The organism is Streptomyces sp. NPDC002144 (assembly GCF_053593695.1).
Genome location: NZ_JBSFDB010000020.1, coordinates 141,553 through 158,676 on the forward strand (window position 1 = coordinate 141,553; position 17,124 = coordinate 158,676).

Sequence of the window (17,124 nt, forward strand, 5' to 3'; positions counted from 1 at the left end):
CGAAGATGGACTTGCCCCATGCGTACCCTCACCCGCGCCGGCGCGCTCTGTGCCGTCGCAGCGGCCGCGCTGTTCGCCGCCCCGGTCGCCGCCCACGCCACCCCTGTTGCCGCAGCCCCTGGCGACAACGGCACCGTGAAGATCCACGACGCCAGGACCGGAGAGGAGCTCAAGCGCAACGAGCCGCACGTCTGCACCTTCTACCTGGACGCGTTCGGCTTCGACGGCGTCCAGAAGGTCGACTGGCACATCGAGGCCTGGGCCCCGACCGCGGCCTCCAAGGGCGCGACGGTGAAGACCGGCGACATCACCCTGGACGCCCAGGGTCACGGCCGTACGGAGAACCTGTCGCTGCCCGACGGCCACTACAAGCTGTTCTGGAACTTCGACGGCGAGAAGGGTGCCGCGAAGCACAAGGTGTTCTGGACGGACTGCGAGGACGAGGGTGCGGGCGGCTCGACCCCCACCTCGACCTCGACCCCGTCGTCCTCGGCTTCCGCGTCTGCCTCTGCGTCCCCGTCGGACGGCGCTTCCGCCGCGCCGAGCCCGTCCGCCTCCGAGGCCGGGTCCGTCTCCGCGTCCTCCTCGCCGTCCGCGCAGGGCGGCAGTGACTCGGGCGACCTCGCCGAGACCGGCAACGGCGTCCCGGTCGGTCTGCTCTCCGGTGCCGCCGCGGCGCTGGTGGCGGGCGGCGGTTACCTGGTGGTCCGGCGGCGCCGGGCCTGACGTACCACAACAGAGACGGTGCCCCCGAGTGGACGACTCGGGGGCACCGTCGTGTCCGCGGGAGGTCAGCCGGTGTTGCGCAGACCGGCCGCCACGCCGTTGACCGTGAGGAGCAGGGCGCGGGAGAGCAGCGGGTCGGGGTCCTGGCCCGCGGCGGCCGCGTCGCGCTGGCGCTTGAGCAGGGTCACCTGGAGGTAGGAGATGGGGTCCAGGTAGGCGTCGCGGATGGCGAAGGTCTGCTTCAGCACCGGGGTGGCGTCGAGGAGTTCGCTCTCGCCGGTGATGCGCAGGACCTCGCGGACGGTGAGTTCGTGCTCGGCCTTGATGGTGTCGAAGACGTGCTTGAGCTCGTCGGGGACGAGGGTGTCGACGTAGTGGGCGGCGATCCGCAGGTCGGTCTTGGCGAGCGTCATCTCGACGTTGGAGATGAAGTTGCGGAAGAAGTGCCACTGTTCGTGCATCTCGTCGAGCACTCCCTCCCCTCCCAATGTCGCCGTGAGGCCGGCCTCGCGCAGCGCCTTCAGGCCGGAGCCGACGCCGAACCAGCCGGGGACGATCTGCCGGGACTGGGTCCAGCCGAAGACCCAGGGGATGGCGCGCAGTCCGTCGAGGGAGACGCCGGAGCCGGGACGGCGGGAGGGCCGTGAGCCGAGGTGCAGGTCGGCGAGCTGGTCCACCGGCGTCGACGCGAGGAAGTACGTCGGCAGGTCGGGGTCCTCGACGAGCGCGCGGTAGGCGGCGTGGGCGGCGTCGGAGATGACGTCCATGGCGGCGTCCCAGCGGGCGAGGGCCTCGCCGGACTGGCGGGGTGCGGTGTGCAGGGCGGAGGCCTGCAGCGTGGCCGCGACCGTCAGTTCCAGGTTCTCCCTGGCCAGGGACGGGATGAGGTACTTGTCGGAGATGACCTCGCCCTGCTCGGTCACCTTGATCTCGCCCTCGAGGGTGCCCCAGGGCTGGGCGAGGATCGCGTCGTGCGAGGGGCCGCCGCCGCGGCCGACGGTGCCGCCGCGGCCGTGGAAGAGCCTGAGCCGTACGCCGTAGCGGTGGGCGACGTCGCGCAGTCGGCGCTGGGCACGGTGGATCTCCCACTGGGAGGTGGTGATGCCGCCGAACTTGGAGGAGTCGGAGTAGCCGAGCATGACCTCCTGGACGTCGCCCCTGAGCGCGACCAGGCGCCGGTAGGACGGGTCGGCGAGCATGTCCTCCAGGATGGTGTCGGCGGCCTTGAGTTCGTCGGTGGTCTCCAGCAGCGGCACGATGCCGATCTTCGCCCAGCCGGCGTGCAGGTCGATCAGGCCGGCCTCGCGGGCGAGGACGGCGGCGGCGAAGACGTCGTCGGCGCCCTGGCACATGGAGATGATGTACGACTCGATGACCTCGGGTCCGAAGACGGCCAGGGCCCGCTTGACGGTCTCGAACACGCCGAGGGTCTTGGCGCCGGCCTCGTCGACGGGCGCCGGGGTGGGCGCGAGGGGGCGGCGGGAGCGCAGTTCCTTGGCGAGGAGCTTCGCGCGGTACTCGCGGGGCATGTCGGCGTAGCGCCAGGACTCCTCGCCGAGCCGGTCGAAGAGCTGGCCGAGCGCGTGGTGGTGGGCGTCGGCGTGCTCGCGGACGTCCATGGTGGCCAGCTGCAGTCCGAACGCGGCCAGTGTGCGGATCGTGCGGTCCATGCGGCCGTCGGCGAAGAGGCCGCCGCGGTGTTCGCGCAGCGAGGTCTGGATGAGGGTGAGGTCGGCGAGCAGCTGGGAGGTGCCGAGGTAGTCGCGGCCCTCCTCGTGCGGGGTGCCCTTGGCGAGGCGCTGCTTGGTGTTCTCCAGCTTCTGCCGGATGCAGGTGGCCTTGAGGCGGTAGGGCTCCTCGGCGTTGAGGCGCTTGTAGCGGGGGCTGATCTCGGGGAGGCGGTCGAGGTCGGCCTGGAGGGACTGCAGCAGTTCGTCGGTGGCGCCGGTGTAGCGGATGGAGTTGGAGAGGAAGCCTCTGAGCTCGTCGATCATCTCCAGGGCGTCGTTGATGCCGTGCTCGTGCTGGAGGATGAGGACGTCCCAGGTGACCTGGGGGGTGACGTTGGGGTTGCCGTCGCGGTCGCCGCCGATCCAGGTGCCGAAGGTCAGCGGGCGGGTGTCGTCGGGGATCTTGACGCCGACGCGCTCCAGTTCGGCGCTGAGGTCCTCCAGGACGTCGCCGACGGCGCCGGCGTGCAGTTCATCGAGGTAGTAGATGGCGTTGCGGGCCTCGTCGGCGGGCTCGGGGCGGACGACGCGCAGTTCGTCGGTCTGCCAGACGAGGTCGATGTTCTCGGCCAGCCGGATGTCGTAGCGGCGGCGGTCCGACTCGATGACCGGGGTCTCCAGGAGCGCGGCGATGCGCCGCAGCTTGTTGAGGACCGACCGGCGCGCGGCCTCGGTCGGGTGGGCGGTGAAGACCGGGCGGACGTTGAGGTTGGCGACGGTCTGGCGCAGGTGCTCGGGGTCGGCGTCCTTGAGCCGGTCGGCGGTGCGGGCGAGCAGTCCGCCCTCGGCGGCGCGCCGGGCGCGCAGTTCGCGGCCGCGGTGCACCTGTTCGGTGACGTTGGCCAGGTGGAAGTAGGTGGAGAAGGCGCGCACGAGCTTGGCGGCGGTCTCCAGTTCGGTACCGCGCAGCAGCTCGGCGGCGGCCTCTCCGTCCTCGCGGGTGAGGCGGCGTACCTTCTCGACGAGTTCCAGCAGCTCGGGGCCCTCCTGGCGGACGAGGGTCTCGCCCAGGAGGTCGCCCAGCCGGCGGATGTCGGCACGCAGTTCGCTGCTGGTCGTCGGGTTGAGGTCGTCGGCACTGCTCACAGGTGCGGCTCCTTGCAGTGTTGAAGCTCTTCCGGGAGGGAACCCGGCGCAGGGGCCGCGCGGCGGGCGCCGCATACGGCCCATGCATCCGGGAAGGAATCAGAGCGGACCGCGCTGTCCGACCGACTCCAAGGATAGGTGTCCATGCGGACGCGCAGACTGTCGGGCTCTTGCCGCCGGGCAGCGCACTGCCATACTTACGATGCCGTAGGTTACGGAACCGTAGGGACCGTTGTAACGGTACCCGGGCACGGTTGCGGTAGCCGTCCGGTATCTGTCTCAACCCTCGAACCCCACAGGGGACGCCCATGACCACAAGTTCCGATGTGATCGACGACGCCCCGAAGGCGAACGACACCCCACTCGCCTCGGCCACCCTGGGTGGCGAGAAGAAGCACTCGGTCGAGCAGATCGCTCTGCTGCTCTTCATCGTCGTCCCGTTCCTGGCGCTCGTAGCCGCGGTTCCGCTGGCCTGGGGGTGGGGCGTGAGCTGGCTCGACCTCGGGCTGATGGTCTTCTTCTACTACCTGGGCTGCCACGGCATCACGATCGGTTTCCACCGCTACTTCACCCATGGCTCGTTCAAGGCCAAGCGGCCGCTGCGGATCGCGCTGGCGATCGCCGGCTCGATGGCCGTCGAGGGCCCGATCGTGCGGTGGGTGGCGGACCACCGCAAGCATCACAAGTTCTCGGACGCGGAGGGCGACCCGCACTCTCCGTGGCGTTTCGGCGAGACGCTCCCGGCCCTGATGAAGGGGCTGTGGTGGGCGCACATCGGGTGGATGTTCGACGAGGAGCAGACACCGCAGGACAAGTACGCGCCCGATCTGATCAAGGATCCGGCGATCCGTACGATCTCCCGGCAGTTCATCTACTGGACGATCCTGTCGCTGGCCCTGCCCGCCGTGATCGGCGGTCTGGTGACGATGTCGTGGTGGGGCGCGTTCACCGGCTTCTTCTGGGGGTCACTCGTCCGGGTGGCTCTGCTGCACCACGTGACCTGGTCGATCAACTCGATCTGCCACGCGGTCGGCAAGCGGCCCTTCAAGTCGCGGGACCGCTCGGGCAACGTGTGGTGGCTGGCCGTGCTCTCCTGCGGTGAGTCCTGGCACAACCTGCACCACGCCGACCCGACCTCGGCACGGCACGGTGTGGAGCGCTGGCAGGTGGACTCCTCGGCCCGGATCATCCGCTGGTTCGAGGCGTTCGGCTGGGCGTACGACGTGCGCTGGCCGTCACGCTCGCGTATCGATTCGCGCCGGAAGACCGGGGAAGAGGGCTCCGAGCGCCGGAAGGAGACCGCCGAGGCGGCATGATTGACGCCGTGGCGACCGACTCCAGCAGCACCGAAGGCAACGACAAACCCCGGCGTGCGCGGCGCACTCGGATGACCGGCGCCGAGCGCCGTCAGCAGCTGCTGGAGATCGGCCGCACTCTCTTCGCCGCGAAGGGCTTCGAGGGCACCTCGGTGGAGGAGATCGCGGCGAAGGCCGGGGTGTCCAAGCCGGTGGTGTACGAGCACTTCGGCGGCAAGGAGGGCCTGTACGCGGTGGTGGTGGACCGCGAGATGCGGCGGCTGCTGGACATGGTCACCAGTTCGCTGACGGCCGGTCATCCGCGTGAGCTGTGCGAGCAGGCCGCCTTCGCGCTCCTCGACTACATCGAGGAGTACACGGACGGCTTCCGCATCCTGGTCCGTGACTCCCCCATCCCCCAGTCGACCGGCACCTTCGCGTCCCTGATCTCGGACATCGCCACGCAGGTCGAGGACATCCTGGGCCGGGAGTTCAAGAGCCGCGGCTTCGACCCCAAGCTCGCCCCCCTGTACGCGCAGGCCCTGGTCGGCATGGTCGCGCTGACCGGTCAGTGGTGGCTGGACGTACGCCGTCCGAAGAAGGCGGAGGTCGCGGCCCACCTGGTGAACCTGGCGTGGCACGGGCTGGACGGGCTGGAGCAGAAGCCGCGGCTCATAGGACACCGCAAGAGCTGAGCGCTCCTGTCGCGTGTGTCAGTGCGTGTCAGTGCTTGAAGGCGTCCTTGGCCTTCTCCTTGGCCTGGCGGGCGTCGCCCTTGGACTGCTCCAGACGGCCCTCGGCCTCCATGCTCTCGTTGCCGACGGCCCGGCCGATCGTCTCCTTGACCTTGCCCTTGGCCTGTTCGGTCTTGCCCTTGGCCTTCTGCTCGCCTGCCATGTAAATCACTCCCAGTGACGAGGGATTGCATTCCTCGCGACACCGGGTAACCCTCACGGGGCGGTGCAAACCCCCTCCAGCGGTTGAAGGAACTCCAGCCGGTTGCCCACCGGGTCCTCGGAGTAGAAGCGCCGGTGTCCCGGCAGCTCGCCGTCCCACACCACCCGCGCCCCGCCCGCCTCGAGCCGTGCGGCGTACGCCTCGATGTCCGTGACCCGCAGCCCGGGATGCGCCTTCCTCGCCGGCCTGAAGTCCGCCTCGATCCCGAGGTGCAGCTGGACGGCCCCGGCCCGGAACCAGCATCCTCCCCGCGCCGCGAGCACCGGCGGCTTGGGGATCTCGGTCATGCCGAGGACGTCGGCGTAGTAGGCGCGCAGCAGGTCCTCGCAGCCGGCCGGGGCGGCGAGCTGGACATGGTCGACGGCGGCGAGCATCAGGCCCCCTTGCGGGCCACGGCGAAGATACGGCGGAAGGGGAACGGCGTGCCGTGGGCGGTCGCCGGATACGCCTGACGCAGGGCCGCCCGGTACTCGGCGAGGAACGCGTCCCGGGCGGCCGGGTCGTCGGCGAGGGCGGTCAGCACCGGCCGCAGCCCGGTCCCCTTCACCCAGTCGAGGACGGGGTCCTCGCCGGTCAGCAGATGGACGTACGTCGTCTCCCACACGTCGGCCTCGCAGCCGAGGGAGGTCAGCTTCTCCAGGTAGGTCCGCGGGGCGAGGACGGCGTCGTCGTGGCGGAGGACGTCGGCGAGGCGGTCCTTGAAGCGGGGGGACTGGGCGAGTTCGCGCATCAGCCGGTGGCTGGGTGCGGAGAAGTTGCCGGGGACCTGGAAGGCGAGGGTGCCGCCGGGCCTGAGCCCCGCGATCCAGTCACCGAACCGCTCGACGTGCCCGGGCACCCACTGCAGGGTGGCGTTGCTGACGATCAGGTCGTACGGCTGCGGGGGCGCCCAGGTGCGGACGTCGGCGTACGAGAAGTCCAGGCGCCCCCCGCCGGGCGTGGGCCCCTCGTGCTCGGTGAGGGCGCGGTCGAGCATGTCGGGCGAGTTGTCGTAACCGGTGATGTGCGCGGTGGGCCAGCGGTCGGCGAGCAGGGCGGTGACGTTGCCGGGGCCGCAGCCGAGGTCGGCGACGGCGGGCGCGGCGCTCGGCAGGTCGGGGACGCGGGCGAGGAGGTCGACGAAGGGGCGGGCGCGGTGGCCGGCGTGACGGAGGTACTGGGCCGGATCCCAGGCGGGAGTGCTCATGGCATCCACCTTCCCCGGCAGATTCTCTTGATGTCAAGAGACTTCACATCAAGAGACTTCACATCGACACAACCACTACACTGATCGTCATGGAGGACGAGGTCGATCGGCTGGTCGCGGCGTGGCGTCGGGAGCGCCCGGACCTCGACGTGGAACCGCTCGAGGTGCTCAGCCGGGTGAGCAGACTGGCCCGGCACCTGGACCGGGCCCGTCGGCTGGCCTTCGCCGAGCACGCCCTGGAGCCCTGGGAGTTCGACGTGCTGACCGCGCTGCGGCGCGCGGGCGCCCCCTACCAGCTCTCCCCCGGCCAGCTGCTGACCCAGACCCTGGTCACCTCGGGCACCATGACCAACCGCATCGACCGGCTCGCGAAGAAGGGCCTGGTGGAGCGGCTGCCCGACCCCAGCGACCGGCGCGGAGTGCTGGTGCGCCTCACGGACGAGGGCCGGGACCGCGCGGACCAGGCCCTCGCCGGACTGCTCGACCAGGAGCGGGCGATCCTCGCCGAGCTCTCCCGCGCCCAGCGCGGTGAACTCGCGGGACTGCTACGCCAGCTGACCGCCCCGTTCGACAACATCCCCGGCTAGGTCCACGGGCCCGACGCCGGCCCGGCGGGCGAGGGCGACGGCGGCCAGGGTGCTGTGCACGCCGAGCTTGCCCAGGACGTTCTGCATATGGGTGCGGACGGTGTGCGGGGAGAGGAACAGCCGCTCGGCGACCGCCTTGCGGCCCAGGCCCGCGACCATGCAGCGCAGCACCTCGCGCTCCCTCGGGGTGAGGGACTCCACCAGCCGCTCGCTCTCGGTGCGGTGCTTGCGGGCGGCCGTCAGCTCCCTGAGGACACCGGTGAGCAGGGCGGGCGGCAGATGCGTCTCGTCGCGCAGGACGCCCCGGATGACGTTGAGCAGCCTGGACAGCGAGCAGTCCTTGGCCACCCAGCCGGAGGCACCGGCCTGCAGGGCGAGCGCGGCGCGCCGCGGATCGTCCTTCTCTGCGAGCACGACGATCCGTACGCCCGGCTGCGCGGTGCGCACCCCGGCGACCAGCGAGATGCCGTCGACCAGTCCGTCCTCGTCGTTGTCGTGGACGGGCACGGCGGGCCGTACGCCGGGCAGGTTGCCGCCCAGGTCGGAGTCGACGAGCAGGACGTCGAAACGGCGGCCCTCGGCGGCCGCGCGCTCCAGGCTGCGCAACGCGGCGGGACCGCTGCCGGCGGCGGAGACGTCGACGTCGGGCTCGGCCGCCAGGGCTGCGGCGAGCGACTCGGCGAAGATGCGATGGTCGTCGACGACCAGGACTCGGATGCGAACCACGAAACCCCCTTCCCCAAGCTCCTTGAAGAGCAGGGGACCCCTTTGTCGGGAGACGGTACGGGCGCGGGTACGACGCCCGAAGCGCGATGGCCCGCCGCGGCCGCCGCCGTGCGGAACTGCTACCCCCACTTCGGGCGTCGAACCCGACTGTCTCGCCCCCTGATCGGCACCGGCCCCCACCGGTGCTGTTCATCAGGGTACGGCCGGGGGCCGGGAGGGGAAGGTAATTTGCAGAACTGGCTGTCCGGCACGTTTATCGTGAGCCGCATGTTTCGTCTTGAGACAGAAGTCGACAAGGCCCGGCGCGATCTTCTCCGAATCCGGCTGCGCGACACCAACACGGCGGCCTCCCCCGTGCTGGGCGCCCTGCGCGGAACCCCAGGTGAACGCGAACTTCCGCTCCACGTCTGGGCGTTGGACGACACGGGTGACCTGGCGGGCGGACTCGTCGGCCACACGTGGACGACGTGGCTGCACGTGACCTATCTGTGGGTGGACGAACGCCACCGCGGCATGGGTCTGGGTTCGCAACTGCTCGCGACGGCGGAGGCTCTGGCGCGGGACGAACGCGGGTGCGCATCCGCCCGGCTGGAGACGTGGGACTTCCAGGCGCCGGACTTCTACCGCAAGCAGGGGTACGACGTGGTGTGCGTGATCCCCGACTATCCGCCGGGGATCACGGAGTACACCTTGACGAAGCGGCTCAGCTGACCCTGCGGGCACCTGCCGACGGTACGGCCTCGAACACCCGGGGTGCCGTGTAACCGCCGGAGGCGAAGGCCTCCTCGACCGCCTTGGTGATCGTGTCCACGTCGGCGGCCTCCGCCAGGACGATCGCCGAGCCGCCGAAGCCGCCGCCGGTCATCCGGGCGCCGAGCGCGCCGGCGGCCAGGGCGGTGTCGACGACCAGGTCCAGCTCCGGGCAGGAGATGCGGAAGTCGTCGCGCAGGGAGGCGTGCCCCGCGACCAGGACCGGGCCGATGGCGCGGGTCTCGCCCGAGCGCAGCAGGGCCACGGTCTGTTCCACCCGCTCGTCCTCCGTGACGACGTGGCGGACCAGGCGGACCGCCTCCTCGTCGTCACCGAGCCGCGCGAGGGCCTCGTCGAGGCCGGCGTAGGGGATGTCGCGCAGGGCGTCGACGCCGAGCAGGGCCGCGCCCCGCTCGCAGCCGGCCCGGCGCTTGCCGTACTCGCCCTCGCTGTGGGCGTGCTTGACCTGGGTGTCGACCACCAGCAGACGCATGCCCTCGGCGGCCAGGTCGAAGGGGATCTGCTGCTGGGAGAGGTCCCGGGTGTCGAGGAAGAGGGCGTGGCCCTCCTCGCAGCACGCGGACGCCGTCTGGTCCATGATGCCGGTCGGGGCGCCGACGTAGACGTTCTCCGCGCGCTGGCACAGCCGGGCCAGCTGCCAGCGCTGCAGCCCCAGTTCGTACAGGTCGTTGAGGGCGAGCGCGATCACGACCTCCAGCGCCGCCGACGAGGACAGGCCGGCCCCCGAGGGGACCGTGGAGGCGAGGTGGACGTCGGCGCCGGTCACGGCGTGGCCGGCCTCGCGCAGGGCCCAGACCACGCCCGCCGGGTACGCCGTCCAGTTCCGGTCCGTCTCGGGGGCCAGGTCGTCCAGGCGCAGCTCCGCGACGCCGCCCTCGACGTCCTCGGAGTGCAGGCGCAGGACGCCGTCCGTGCGCCGGGAGACGGCCGCCGTCGCCACGTGCGGCAGCGCGAAGGGCATCACGAAGCCGTCGTTGTAGTCGGTGTGCTCACCGATGAGGTTGACGCGTCCCGGCGCCGACCAGACACCCTCCGGCTCGGCCCCGTACAGCGCGGCGAAGCCTTCCCGGACCTGCTGTGCACCCACTACTGCTCCCTTGCGATGTGCTGAGCGAACTCCCAGGCGTCCGCGACGATGCCCGCGAGGTCCGCGCGGGACGGGTTCCAGCCGAGCTTCTCGCGGGCCGTGGCGGCCGAGGCCACCAGGACCGCCGGGTCGCCGCCCCGGCGCGGGGCCACGACCTCGGGGATCGGGTGCCCGGTGACCCGGCGGACGGTCTCGATCACCTCGCGGACCGAGAAGCCCTCGCCGTTGCCGAGGTTGCAGATCAGGTGCTCGCCGGGGGTGGCGGCCCCGAGGGCGAGCAGATGGGCCTCGGCGAGGTCCGCGACGTGGATGTAGTCGCGCACGCAGGTGCCGTCGGGCGTCGGGTAGTCGTCGCCGTAGACGGAGATGGCCTCGCGCCGGCCCTGGGCGACCTGGAGCACGAGCGGGATCAGGTGGGACTCGGGGTCGTGGCGCTCGCCGCAGGTGCCGTAGGCGCCGGCCACGTTGAAGTAGCGCAGGGAGACCGCGGCCAGGCCGTGGGCGTTCGCCTCGCCGGTGATCATGTGGTCGACGGCGAGCTTGGTGGCGCCGTAGGGGTTGGTCGGCTTGGTGGGCGCGGTCTCGACGATCGGGACCTGCTCGGGCTCGCCGTAGGTGGCCGCGGTGGAGGAGAAGACGAGCTTGCGCACGCCCGCGTCGCGCATCGCGCCGAGCAGCGCCATGGTGCCGCCGACGTTGTTGTCCCAGTACTTCTCGGGCTTCACGACCGACTCGCCGACCTGGGAGGAGGCGGCGAAGTGCAGGACCGCTTCGAAGGAGGAGTCCAGCCACTTCGCGGCGTCACGGATGTCGCCCTCGACGAACGCGGCCCCGGCGGGCACGCCCTCGCGGAAACCGGTCGTCAGGTTGTCGAGGACGACGACCTCGTGTCCGGCCTCCAGCAGGTGCTGGGCCACGACACTGCCGACGTAACCCGCGCCACCCGTCACCAGGTACTTCATCAACTCGCTACCTCTCGCAGTCGCTCGGCCGCGGCCTCCGGCCGGATGTCGTTGATGAACACACTCATGCCGGACTCGGAACCCGCGAGGAACTTCAGCTTGCCGGAGGTTCGGCGGATGGTGAAAAGCTCGAGGTGGAGCGCGAAGTCGTCCCGGTTGACGCCCTCGAACTCCTCCAGCGCGCCGAACGGCGCCTGGTGCCAGGCCGCGATGTACGGCGTCGGCGACTCGCTCTCACCGAAAATCCGGTCGAAGCGCCTCAAGAGTTCCAGATACACCTTGGGGAACTCTGTGCGCGCGTCCTCGTCGAGTCCGAGCAGGTCGGGCACCCGGCGCTTGGGGTAGAGGTGGACCTCGTAGGGCCAGTGCGCCGCGTAAGGCACGAAGGCCACCCAGTGTTCACCCTCGAGGACGACGCGCTCGTCGGCGAGTTCACGCTCGAGAACATGATCGAAGAGGTTCTCCCCGCCCGTCGCCTCCTTGTGCTGGGCGAGTTGGCCCAGCATCAGCGCGGTGCGAGGGGTGGTGAAGGGGTACGCGTAGATCTGGCCGTGCGGATGTCCGAGTGTCACACCGATCTCCGCACCCCGGTTCTCGAAGCAGAACACCTGCTCCACGGAGGGGAGATGCGACAGCTCGGAGGTGCGGTCGGTCCACGCCTCCAGGACCAGGGCGGCCTGTTCCTCGGTGAGGTCCGCGAAGGAGGCGTTGTGGTCGGAGGTGAAGCAGACGACCTCACAGCGCCCGGAGTCGCCGGCCAGGGAGGGGAAACGGTTCTCGAAGACCACGACGTCGTACGAGGAGTCCGGGATCTCGCTCAGCCTGCCGTCCTTGGACGGACACAGGGGGCACTCGTCGGCCGGGGGGTGGTAGGTGCGTCCCTGCCGGTGCGAGGCGATGGCAACGCTGTCGCCGAGCAGCGGGTCACGGCGGATCTCGGAGGTGGTGTGGGTCCGCTCCAGCGGTCGCTTGTCCACCGCGTCGCGGACGTTGTCGTCGCGCAGGTCGTAGTAGATCAACTCGCGACCGTCGGCCAGGCGGGTCGAGGTCTTCTTCACTGCGACTCCCTATTCGAGCCACTCAATCTTCAAACAGAACCAAACACATCGAAACACAAGGCACCACCTGCGTCAACGTCACAATCAAACAAAGGACATCAGCAAAAGTGTTGAATAACCAGGTGCACATCCCCCCATACCTGGCAGCCGAGCTCCGCCTCCCCACGAACGGGCTCGACTACACGATCCTCGCCATCTACTTCGCCGTCGTCCTCGGGATCGGCTTCGCCGCCCGCAGATCGGTGAAGACCAGCCTGGACTTCTTCCTCTCCGGTCGCTCCCTGCCCGCCTGGATCACCGGACTCGCCTTCATCTCCGCCAACCTCGCCGCCACCGAGATCCTCGGCATGGCGGCCAACAGCGCGCAGTACGGCGCGTACACCGTGCACTGGTACTGGATCGGCGCCATTCCCGCCATGGTCTTCCTCGGCCTGGTGATGATGCCCTTCTACTACGGCAGCAAGGTCCGCTCGGTTCCCGAGATGCTGCTGCTGCGCTTCGACAAGGGCGCACACCTGCTCAGTTCGATCCTGTTCGCCTTCGCCGCCATTCTGATCGCCGGTGTGAACCTGTACGCGCTCGCGATCGTCGTGGAGGCGCTGCTGGGCTGGCCGCAGTGGGTGGCGATCGTGGTGGCGGGCGCCTTCGTGCTGGCGTACATCACCCTCGGCGGTCTCTCCTCGGCCATCTACAACGAGGTGCTGCAGTTCTTCGTGATCCTCGCGGCCCTCATCCCGATCGTGGTGCTGGGCCTGAAGAAGGTCGGCGGCTGGGGCGGCCTGACCGACAAGCTGACCGCGACCCACGGCGCGAACTTCACCACCGCCTGGGGCGGCACCGGGATCGGCAGCTCCAACCCGCTGGGCGCCAACTGGCTGACCATCGTGCTCGGCCTCGGCTTCGTGCTGTCCTTCGGCTACTGGACCACCAACTTCGCCGAGGTGCAGCGCGCCCTGTCCGCCAAGAACCTCTCCGCCGGCCAGCGCACCCCGCTGATCGCCGCGTACCCGAAGATCTTCATCGTCTTCCTCGTGATGATCCCCGGCCTGGTCGCCGCCGCGCTGATCCCCGGCTTCGGCACCGCCAAGTCCGGCTACCAGTACAACGACGCCATCCCCTACCTGATGTCGCAGCTGCTGCCCAACGGCGTCCTCGGCATCGCGGTGACCGGTCTGCTGGCCGCCTTCATGGCCGGCATGGCGGCCAACGTGTCCTCCTTCAACACGGTGTTCACCAACGACATCTGGGGCCGGTACGTGGTACGGGGCCGCGAGGACGAGTACTACGTCCGCTTCGGCCGCCTGATCACGGTGATCGGCGTCTGCGCCTCCGTCGGCACGGCGTTCCTGGCCTCGTCGTTCTCCAACATCATGAGCTACCTGCAGACGCTGTTCTCCTTCTTCAACGTGCCGATGTTCGTCGTCTTCATCGTCGGCATGTTCTGGAAGCGCGCGTCCACGAAGTCCGGCTTCTGGGGGCTGCTCGCCGGCACCGTGGCCGCGATGGTGAACTACTTCGTGATCTACAAGAAGGGCATCATCGACATCCCCTCCGACCAGGGCGCCAACTTCGTCTCCGCGATCGTCGGCTTCGTCGCCGGCGCGGTGGTGATGGTCGTCGTGTCCCTGTTCACCAAGCCCAAGCCCGCCGAGGAGCTCCAGGGCCTGGTCTACGGCACCACCTCCCCCGGCATGACCGAGCCGCCAGCCCCCGGCGACGAGGCCTGGTACCGCAGGCCCGCCCTGCTGGGCTGGGGCGCGATCGTCATCGCGGCCGCCTGCTACATCCCGTTCTCGTTCTGACCGCGGGAGGATTGAGAGACCATGTCCGAGTTTTCCAGCCCCTCCGACCGCCCCGAGCGCCACGCGTACTCCGAGCAGGACGTCCAGCGCGAGGTCACCGAGCTGCAGCAGAAGTCGGCGACCGCCGCCCGCATCTTCGACCTGCGGCGCATCATCGGTGGCCTGTTCGTCGTCTACGGCGTCATCGTCACCATCGCCGGCATCGCCGACGACCAGTCCGCCATAGACAAGGCACAGGGCGTCAACATCAACCTGTGGACCGGGATCGGGATGCTGCTGCTGGGCATCTTCTTCCTGGCCTGGCTGAAGCTGCGCCCGACCCCGCCGACGGTCCCCGAGGTCACGCCCGAGGACCTGCCGGACAAGCCCGCCGCATGACGAGCACGGGGTCGGAGGCTACAGCGCCTCCGGCCCCGTCCCGCTCTCCGTCGGTGCCGCGTGCTGCGGCAGGGGTCCCGCCCGGTCCAGCAGGCCCGTGCGCGCGGCCAGGGCCGCCGCCTCCAGGCGGGAGCCGACGCCCAGTTTCATCAGGACCCGCTGGACATGGGTGCGCGCGGTGGACGGGGCGATGCCCATGCCGGCCGCGATCAGCCGGGTGTCCTCGCCGTCGGCGACCCGGACCAGGACCTCGACCTCCCTCGGGGTGAGCATCTGCAGCAGCCGCTGGCCCTCGTCGTCGGGCTGCGCGGCGGGATTGAGCAGCTCGCTGAACGCGCCCTGGAGCAGCTGGGGCGCGACCGCCGCCTCACCGGCCCGGGCCTTCATGATGGCCCGCTCGACCCCCTCGATGCGCTCGTCGTGGCGTACGTAGCCGGAGGCGCCCGCGGCGAAGGCCGCCGCGATGCCACGGGGGCTGGGCACCGGGCCCAGCACCAGGACCGCCACCTGCGGGCGCTCCCGTTTGATCCGCACCACCGGGTCGAAGATGCCCGGCTCGGCCGGTGTCGCCGTCCCCAGCAGACACACCTCCGGCGCACGGGTGATCACCAGCTCCGCCGCGCCGGCGGCGGGCGCCGCGGCGGCGAGCACCCGGTGCCCTCGCAGCTTCAGCGCCGAGGCCAGCGCCTCGGCGAGCAGTCGGTGGTCGTCGACCACCATGAGCCGCACTCCCATCGAGCAACCCCCCAGTCCCCCCAATGGATCTCCATGGATGCCCCACTATGGATGCCCACTGGTCCGCGCGGCCAGGAGCCCCCTCCCGGCTCCCCCGCTCTTCATGCCCCCGGAAGCTACACGCTTGTTCGACGTTGCGCTCCCCCTACCGGTGAGAAGTGCCCCGGATAGACGGAATATCTTGCATATCGTCGGGATCGCGGTGTTCAGCCTCCGGTACCGAACGCGAGCGCCAGATACTGCCTGCCACTCGTACCCGACGCCTTGTCCGCGAAGACACCGGACATGTACAGGTGGCCCTGGGAGTACAGGATCTCCGAGTAGTCCGGCGACATGCTCGTCTCCGCGTCCCGCACCGCCTGCGTGGACGGGTTCTCCAGCAGCTTCGTCTCCTTGAACGTGCCCCCGTCGATGCTGACGACCTGACCGCCCTTGTCGTACGGCGGGCGCTTGTAGGCGATCACGTTGTCGCCGTCCATGCGCAGCGGGGTGATGGTGTAGCCGTCGCCGGCGTCGGCGCGCTGGCCGGTCTGCTTGCCGGTGGTGAGGTCGAAGACGACGATCTCGTTGGTCCGGCTGTACTCGCCGGTGCCGTCGTGCTCCTCGGTGGGGATGTACAGCTTGCCGCCGCCGACCGCGAGACCCGTGCAGTACTCGATCTTCGAGATGCCGTCGCAGCGGGCCGCGTACTGCTTGCCCGGTGCGGAGATCCTCGTGATGAGCTTGCCGGTCCTGTCGTCGATGGAGAAGAAGTCCGAGATGCCGCTGCCGTCGCCCGCGCTGTCGCCGACGTCGGCCGCCACGACCAGGGGGTTCGTCGACACGATCGCCGCGTACTCGATGCCCTGGCTCATCTTGTACTCGGAGATCACCTTCCCGCTCTTGGGGTCGATGGTCTGGATGTGCAGCTGCCGCTGGCCGTACGAGCCACACTTGCGGACCGCGACCAGCTTCTTGCCGCCGCCGTACCCGGCGTCGTAGCAGGTGTCGGTGGCCTTCGGGGCCCACAGGGACGTGCCGCTGCCGATGTCGAAGGCGGCGCCGCCGCTGGTGCCGCCCGCGGCGACCGTCGTCCCGCTGACCGTGACGTTGTCGAAGTTGATCGGCTGGTCACCGGCGTCGACCGTCTTCGTCCACAGCTTCCTGCCCGCGTCGAGGTCGATCGCCGCGACCTGGCTGCAGCCCGCCGTGCTGCTCTTGGGCGGCATCCTGGGCTGGAAGACGACGGCGGCCCTGTCGTCGTCCGTCGTGAACCTGCTCGTCGTGCAGACCGGGCCGGGCAGCTTGATCGTCCACAGCTTGGTGCCCTTGTCGCGGTCGTAGCCGTTGATCTCGGCGACGCCGCTCTTGACGTACGCCTTGTCGGTCAGCCACGAGCCGGAGACGACGGTGGTGTCGTCGACCTTGGGCATAGGGATCTGGTACAGCACGTGCGAGGTGGTGTCGGCGGGCACCTTCTCGTCGCCCTTGGTGGAGGTGCCGCCGGTGTCGCTCTTGCCGTCGCTCCCGCCGGTAGCGCCGCCGGTGGAGTTCGCGGTGTCGTCCTTCTTGCCGTCGTTCTTGCCGGAATGGGCGTACCAGATGCCACCGGTGACGATCAGCGCGATGGCGACGACCGCGGAGACGATGATGGCCACCTGCGCGTTGATCTTCCGCCCGCCGCCCGGCTGCCCGGACTGCGCCTGCAGGGGCACCGTCTGCTGCGGATAGCCGTAACCGGGCTGCTGGGCATAGGGGTTGGGCTGCTGACCGTACGGCGGGGCGGGCTGGGCGTAGGGGTTCGGCTGCTGGCCCGGGTAGCCGTACGGCTGCTGCGGGGGCTGTCCCTGGGGCGGCTGCCCGTACGGGGGCTGGGGGGCCTGCGGGTAGCCGTAGCCGGGCGGCTGCGCGGGCGGGGTGTGCGGGGGCTGCGGGGCCTGGGGGTGGCCCTGGCCCGGCTGGGCGGGCGGCTGCGGCGCCTGTTGCGGGGCGCCGAAACCGGGCTGCTGCGGGGGCTCGTTGGGCGGTGGGGGCGGCGGCTGGGTCATGGTGGGTACCT

17 protein-coding genes are annotated in these 17,124 nt (G+C 70.1%); 7 read left to right on the forward strand and 10 right to left on the reverse strand.

All coding sequences use genetic code 11. The annotated features are described in order from the left end of the window. Nucleotides 1–18 precede the first annotated feature (18 nt). Entirely contained in the window at nt 19–726 is a 708-nt protein-coding gene (locus ACWCQ1_RS28250; RefSeq protein WP_358592725.1) for an LPXTG cell wall anchor domain-containing protein, read from the forward strand. Nucleotides 727–791: 65 nt separating this feature from the next. Here ACWCQ1_RS28250 and ppc read toward each other — a convergent pair whose 3' ends face one another. Beyond that, nucleotides 792–3,542 (reverse strand): phosphoenolpyruvate carboxylase, encoded by a 2,751-nt coding sequence (ppc, locus tag ACWCQ1_RS28255; RefSeq protein ID WP_451027644.1) that lies wholly within the window; start codon nt 3,540–3,542, stop codon nt 792–794. A 308-nt stretch (nt 3,543–3,850) separates the two neighbouring features. Between ppc and ACWCQ1_RS28260 the strand changes: the two genes are divergently transcribed. After that, the gene (locus ACWCQ1_RS28260; protein WP_133045896.1) at nt 3,851–4,858 is read left to right on the forward strand and encodes an acyl-CoA desaturase; all 1,008 of its coding nucleotides are present in this window, start codon (nt 3,851–3,853) and stop codon (nt 4,856–4,858) included. Beyond that, on the forward strand, nt 4,855–5,532 hold the full coding sequence (locus ACWCQ1_RS28265) for a TetR family transcriptional regulator (RefSeq protein ID WP_133045895.1): 678 nt from the start codon (nt 4,855–4,857) through the stop codon (nt 5,530–5,532). Before ACWCQ1_RS28260 ends, ACWCQ1_RS28265 begins: the two co-directional genes overlap by 4 nt. Before the next feature lie 28 nt (nt 5,533–5,560). Here the strand turns inward: ACWCQ1_RS28265 and ACWCQ1_RS28270 are convergent, their stop codons facing one another. Genes ACWCQ1_RS28270 through ACWCQ1_RS28280 form a run of 3 tightly spaced genes read right to left on the reverse strand, consistent with a single transcriptional unit; the run spans nt 5,561 to nt 6,980 of the window. Further along, nucleotides 5,561–5,734: a CsbD family protein gene (locus ACWCQ1_RS28270; protein ID WP_133045894.1), complete on the reverse strand. Its 174-nt coding sequence runs from the start codon at nt 5,732–5,734 to the stop codon at nt 5,561–5,563. Nucleotides 5,735–5,787: 53 nt separating this feature from the next. Continuing rightward, nucleotides 5,788–6,168: a VOC family protein gene (locus tag ACWCQ1_RS28275; RefSeq protein WP_358592721.1), complete on the reverse strand. Its 381-nt coding sequence runs from the start codon at nt 6,166–6,168 to the stop codon at nt 5,788–5,790. Beyond that, on the reverse strand, nt 6,168–6,980 hold the full coding sequence (locus ACWCQ1_RS28280; RefSeq protein ID WP_358592718.1) for a trans-aconitate 2-methyltransferase: 813 nt from the start codon (nt 6,978–6,980) through the stop codon (nt 6,168–6,170). Before ACWCQ1_RS28280 ends, ACWCQ1_RS28275 begins: the two co-directional genes overlap by 1 nt. An 89-nt stretch (nt 6,981–7,069) precedes the next feature. Between ACWCQ1_RS28280 and tamR the strand changes: the two genes are divergently transcribed. Beyond that, nucleotides 7,070–7,567, forward strand: a complete 498-nt coding sequence (gene tamR, locus ACWCQ1_RS28285; RefSeq protein WP_208781221.1) for a MarR family transcriptional regulator TamR — start codon at nt 7,070–7,072, stop codon at nt 7,565–7,567. On the opposite strand, the gene ACWCQ1_RS28290 is transcribed toward tamR, so the two are convergent. Further along, nucleotides 7,526–8,293: a LuxR C-terminal-related transcriptional regulator gene (locus tag ACWCQ1_RS28290; protein ID WP_133045890.1), complete on the reverse strand. Its 768-nt coding sequence runs from the start codon at nt 8,291–8,293 to the stop codon at nt 7,526–7,528. The genes tamR and ACWCQ1_RS28290 overlap by 42 nt on opposite strands. 255 nt (nt 8,294–8,548) lie before the next feature. Here ACWCQ1_RS28290 and ACWCQ1_RS28295 point away from each other — a divergent pair, with 255 nt between their 5' ends. Next, a complete protein-coding gene (locus tag ACWCQ1_RS28295) occupies nt 8,549–9,004 on the forward strand; it encodes a GNAT family N-acetyltransferase (protein WP_358592912.1) in 456 nt (151 codons plus the stop codon). On the opposite strand, the gene galK is transcribed toward ACWCQ1_RS28295, so the two are convergent. Genes galK through galT form a run of 3 tightly spaced genes read right to left on the reverse strand, consistent with a single transcriptional unit; the run spans nt 8,997 to nt 12,171 of the window. Next, on the reverse strand, nt 8,997–10,151 hold the full coding sequence (galK, locus tag ACWCQ1_RS28300; protein WP_451027645.1) for a galactokinase: 1,155 nt from the start codon (nt 10,149–10,151) through the stop codon (nt 8,997–8,999). The genes ACWCQ1_RS28295 and galK overlap by 8 nt on opposite strands. Beyond that, entirely contained in the window at nt 10,151–11,113 is a 963-nt protein-coding gene (gene galE, locus ACWCQ1_RS28305) for a UDP-glucose 4-epimerase GalE (RefSeq protein ID WP_133045888.1), read from the reverse strand. The genes galK and galE overlap by 1 nt, the downstream gene beginning before the upstream one ends. After that, complete coding sequence (galT, locus tag ACWCQ1_RS28310) at nt 11,113–12,171, reverse strand: galactose-1-phosphate uridylyltransferase (protein ID WP_451027646.1); 1,059 nt, start codon at nt 12,169–12,171, stop codon at nt 11,113–11,115. Before galT ends, galE begins: the two co-directional genes overlap by 1 nt. Nucleotides 12,172–12,293: 122 nt before the next feature. On the opposite strand from galT, the gene ACWCQ1_RS28315 reads away from it, so the two are divergent. Both ACWCQ1_RS28315 and ACWCQ1_RS28320 read left to right on the forward strand, forming a co-directional pair. Continuing rightward, complete coding sequence (locus tag ACWCQ1_RS28315; protein ID WP_207929864.1) at nt 12,294–13,973, forward strand: sodium:solute symporter family protein; 1,680 nt, start codon at nt 12,294–12,296, stop codon at nt 13,971–13,973. A 21-nt stretch (nt 13,974–13,994) separates the two neighbouring features. Next, nucleotides 13,995–14,351 carry a hypothetical protein gene (locus tag ACWCQ1_RS28320; protein WP_133045886.1) on the forward strand — a complete coding sequence of 119 codons (357 nt, stop codon included), beginning with the start codon at nt 13,995–13,997 and terminating at the stop codon, nt 14,349–14,351. An 18-nt stretch (nt 14,352–14,369) separates the two neighbouring features. On the opposite strand, the gene ACWCQ1_RS28325 is transcribed toward ACWCQ1_RS28320, so the two are convergent. Next, nucleotides 14,370–15,086, reverse strand: a complete 717-nt coding sequence (locus ACWCQ1_RS28325; protein WP_208781227.1) for a helix-turn-helix transcriptional regulator — start codon at nt 15,084–15,086, stop codon at nt 14,370–14,372. A gap of 206 nt (nt 15,087–15,292) precedes the next feature. Further along, entirely contained in the window at nt 15,293–17,113 is a 1,821-nt protein-coding gene (locus ACWCQ1_RS28330) for an outer membrane protein assembly factor BamB family protein (protein WP_358592711.1), read from the reverse strand. Nucleotides 17,114–17,124: the final 11 nt, after the last annotated feature.

Bases quoted from the DNA above. Each gene is read 5' to 3' on its own strand.
- ACWCQ1_RS28320 (WP_133045886.1), top strand. From the start codon at position 13,995: ATGTCCGAGTTTTCCAGCCCCTCCGACCGCCCCGAGCGCCACGCGTAC.
- ACWCQ1_RS28270 (WP_133045894.1), bottom strand. From the start codon at position 5,734: ATGGCAGGCGAGCAGAAGGCCAAGGGCAAGACCGAACAGGCCAAGGGC.
- galE (WP_133045888.1), bottom strand. From the start codon at position 11,113: ATGAAGTACCTGGTGACGGGTGGCGCGGGTTACGTCGGCAGTGTCGTG.
- ACWCQ1_RS28265 (WP_133045895.1), top strand. From the start codon at position 4,855: ATGATTGACGCCGTGGCGACCGACTCCAGCAGCACCGAAGGCAACGAC.
- ACWCQ1_RS28275 (WP_358592721.1), bottom strand. From the start codon at position 6,168: ATGCTCGCCGCCGTCGACCATGTCCAGCTCGCCGCCCCGGCCGGCTGC.
- ACWCQ1_RS28260 (WP_133045896.1), top strand. From the start codon at position 3,851: ATGACCACAAGTTCCGATGTGATCGACGACGCCCCGAAGGCGAACGAC.
- ACWCQ1_RS28330 (WP_358592711.1), bottom strand. From the start codon at position 17,113: ATGACCCAGCCGCCGCCCCCACCGCCCAACGAGCCCCCGCAGCAGCCC.
- ACWCQ1_RS28280 (WP_358592718.1), bottom strand. From the start codon at position 6,980: ATGAGCACTCCCGCCTGGGATCCGGCCCAGTACCTCCGTCACGCCGGC.
- ACWCQ1_RS28325 (WP_208781227.1), bottom strand. From the start codon at position 15,086: ATGGGAGTGCGGCTCATGGTGGTCGACGACCACCGACTGCTCGCCGAG.
- ACWCQ1_RS28250 (WP_358592725.1), top strand. From the start codon at position 19: ATGCGTACCCTCACCCGCGCCGGCGCGCTCTGTGCCGTCGCAGCGGCC.
- tamR (WP_208781221.1), top strand. From the start codon at position 7,070: ATGGAGGACGAGGTCGATCGGCTGGTCGCGGCGTGGCGTCGGGAGCGC.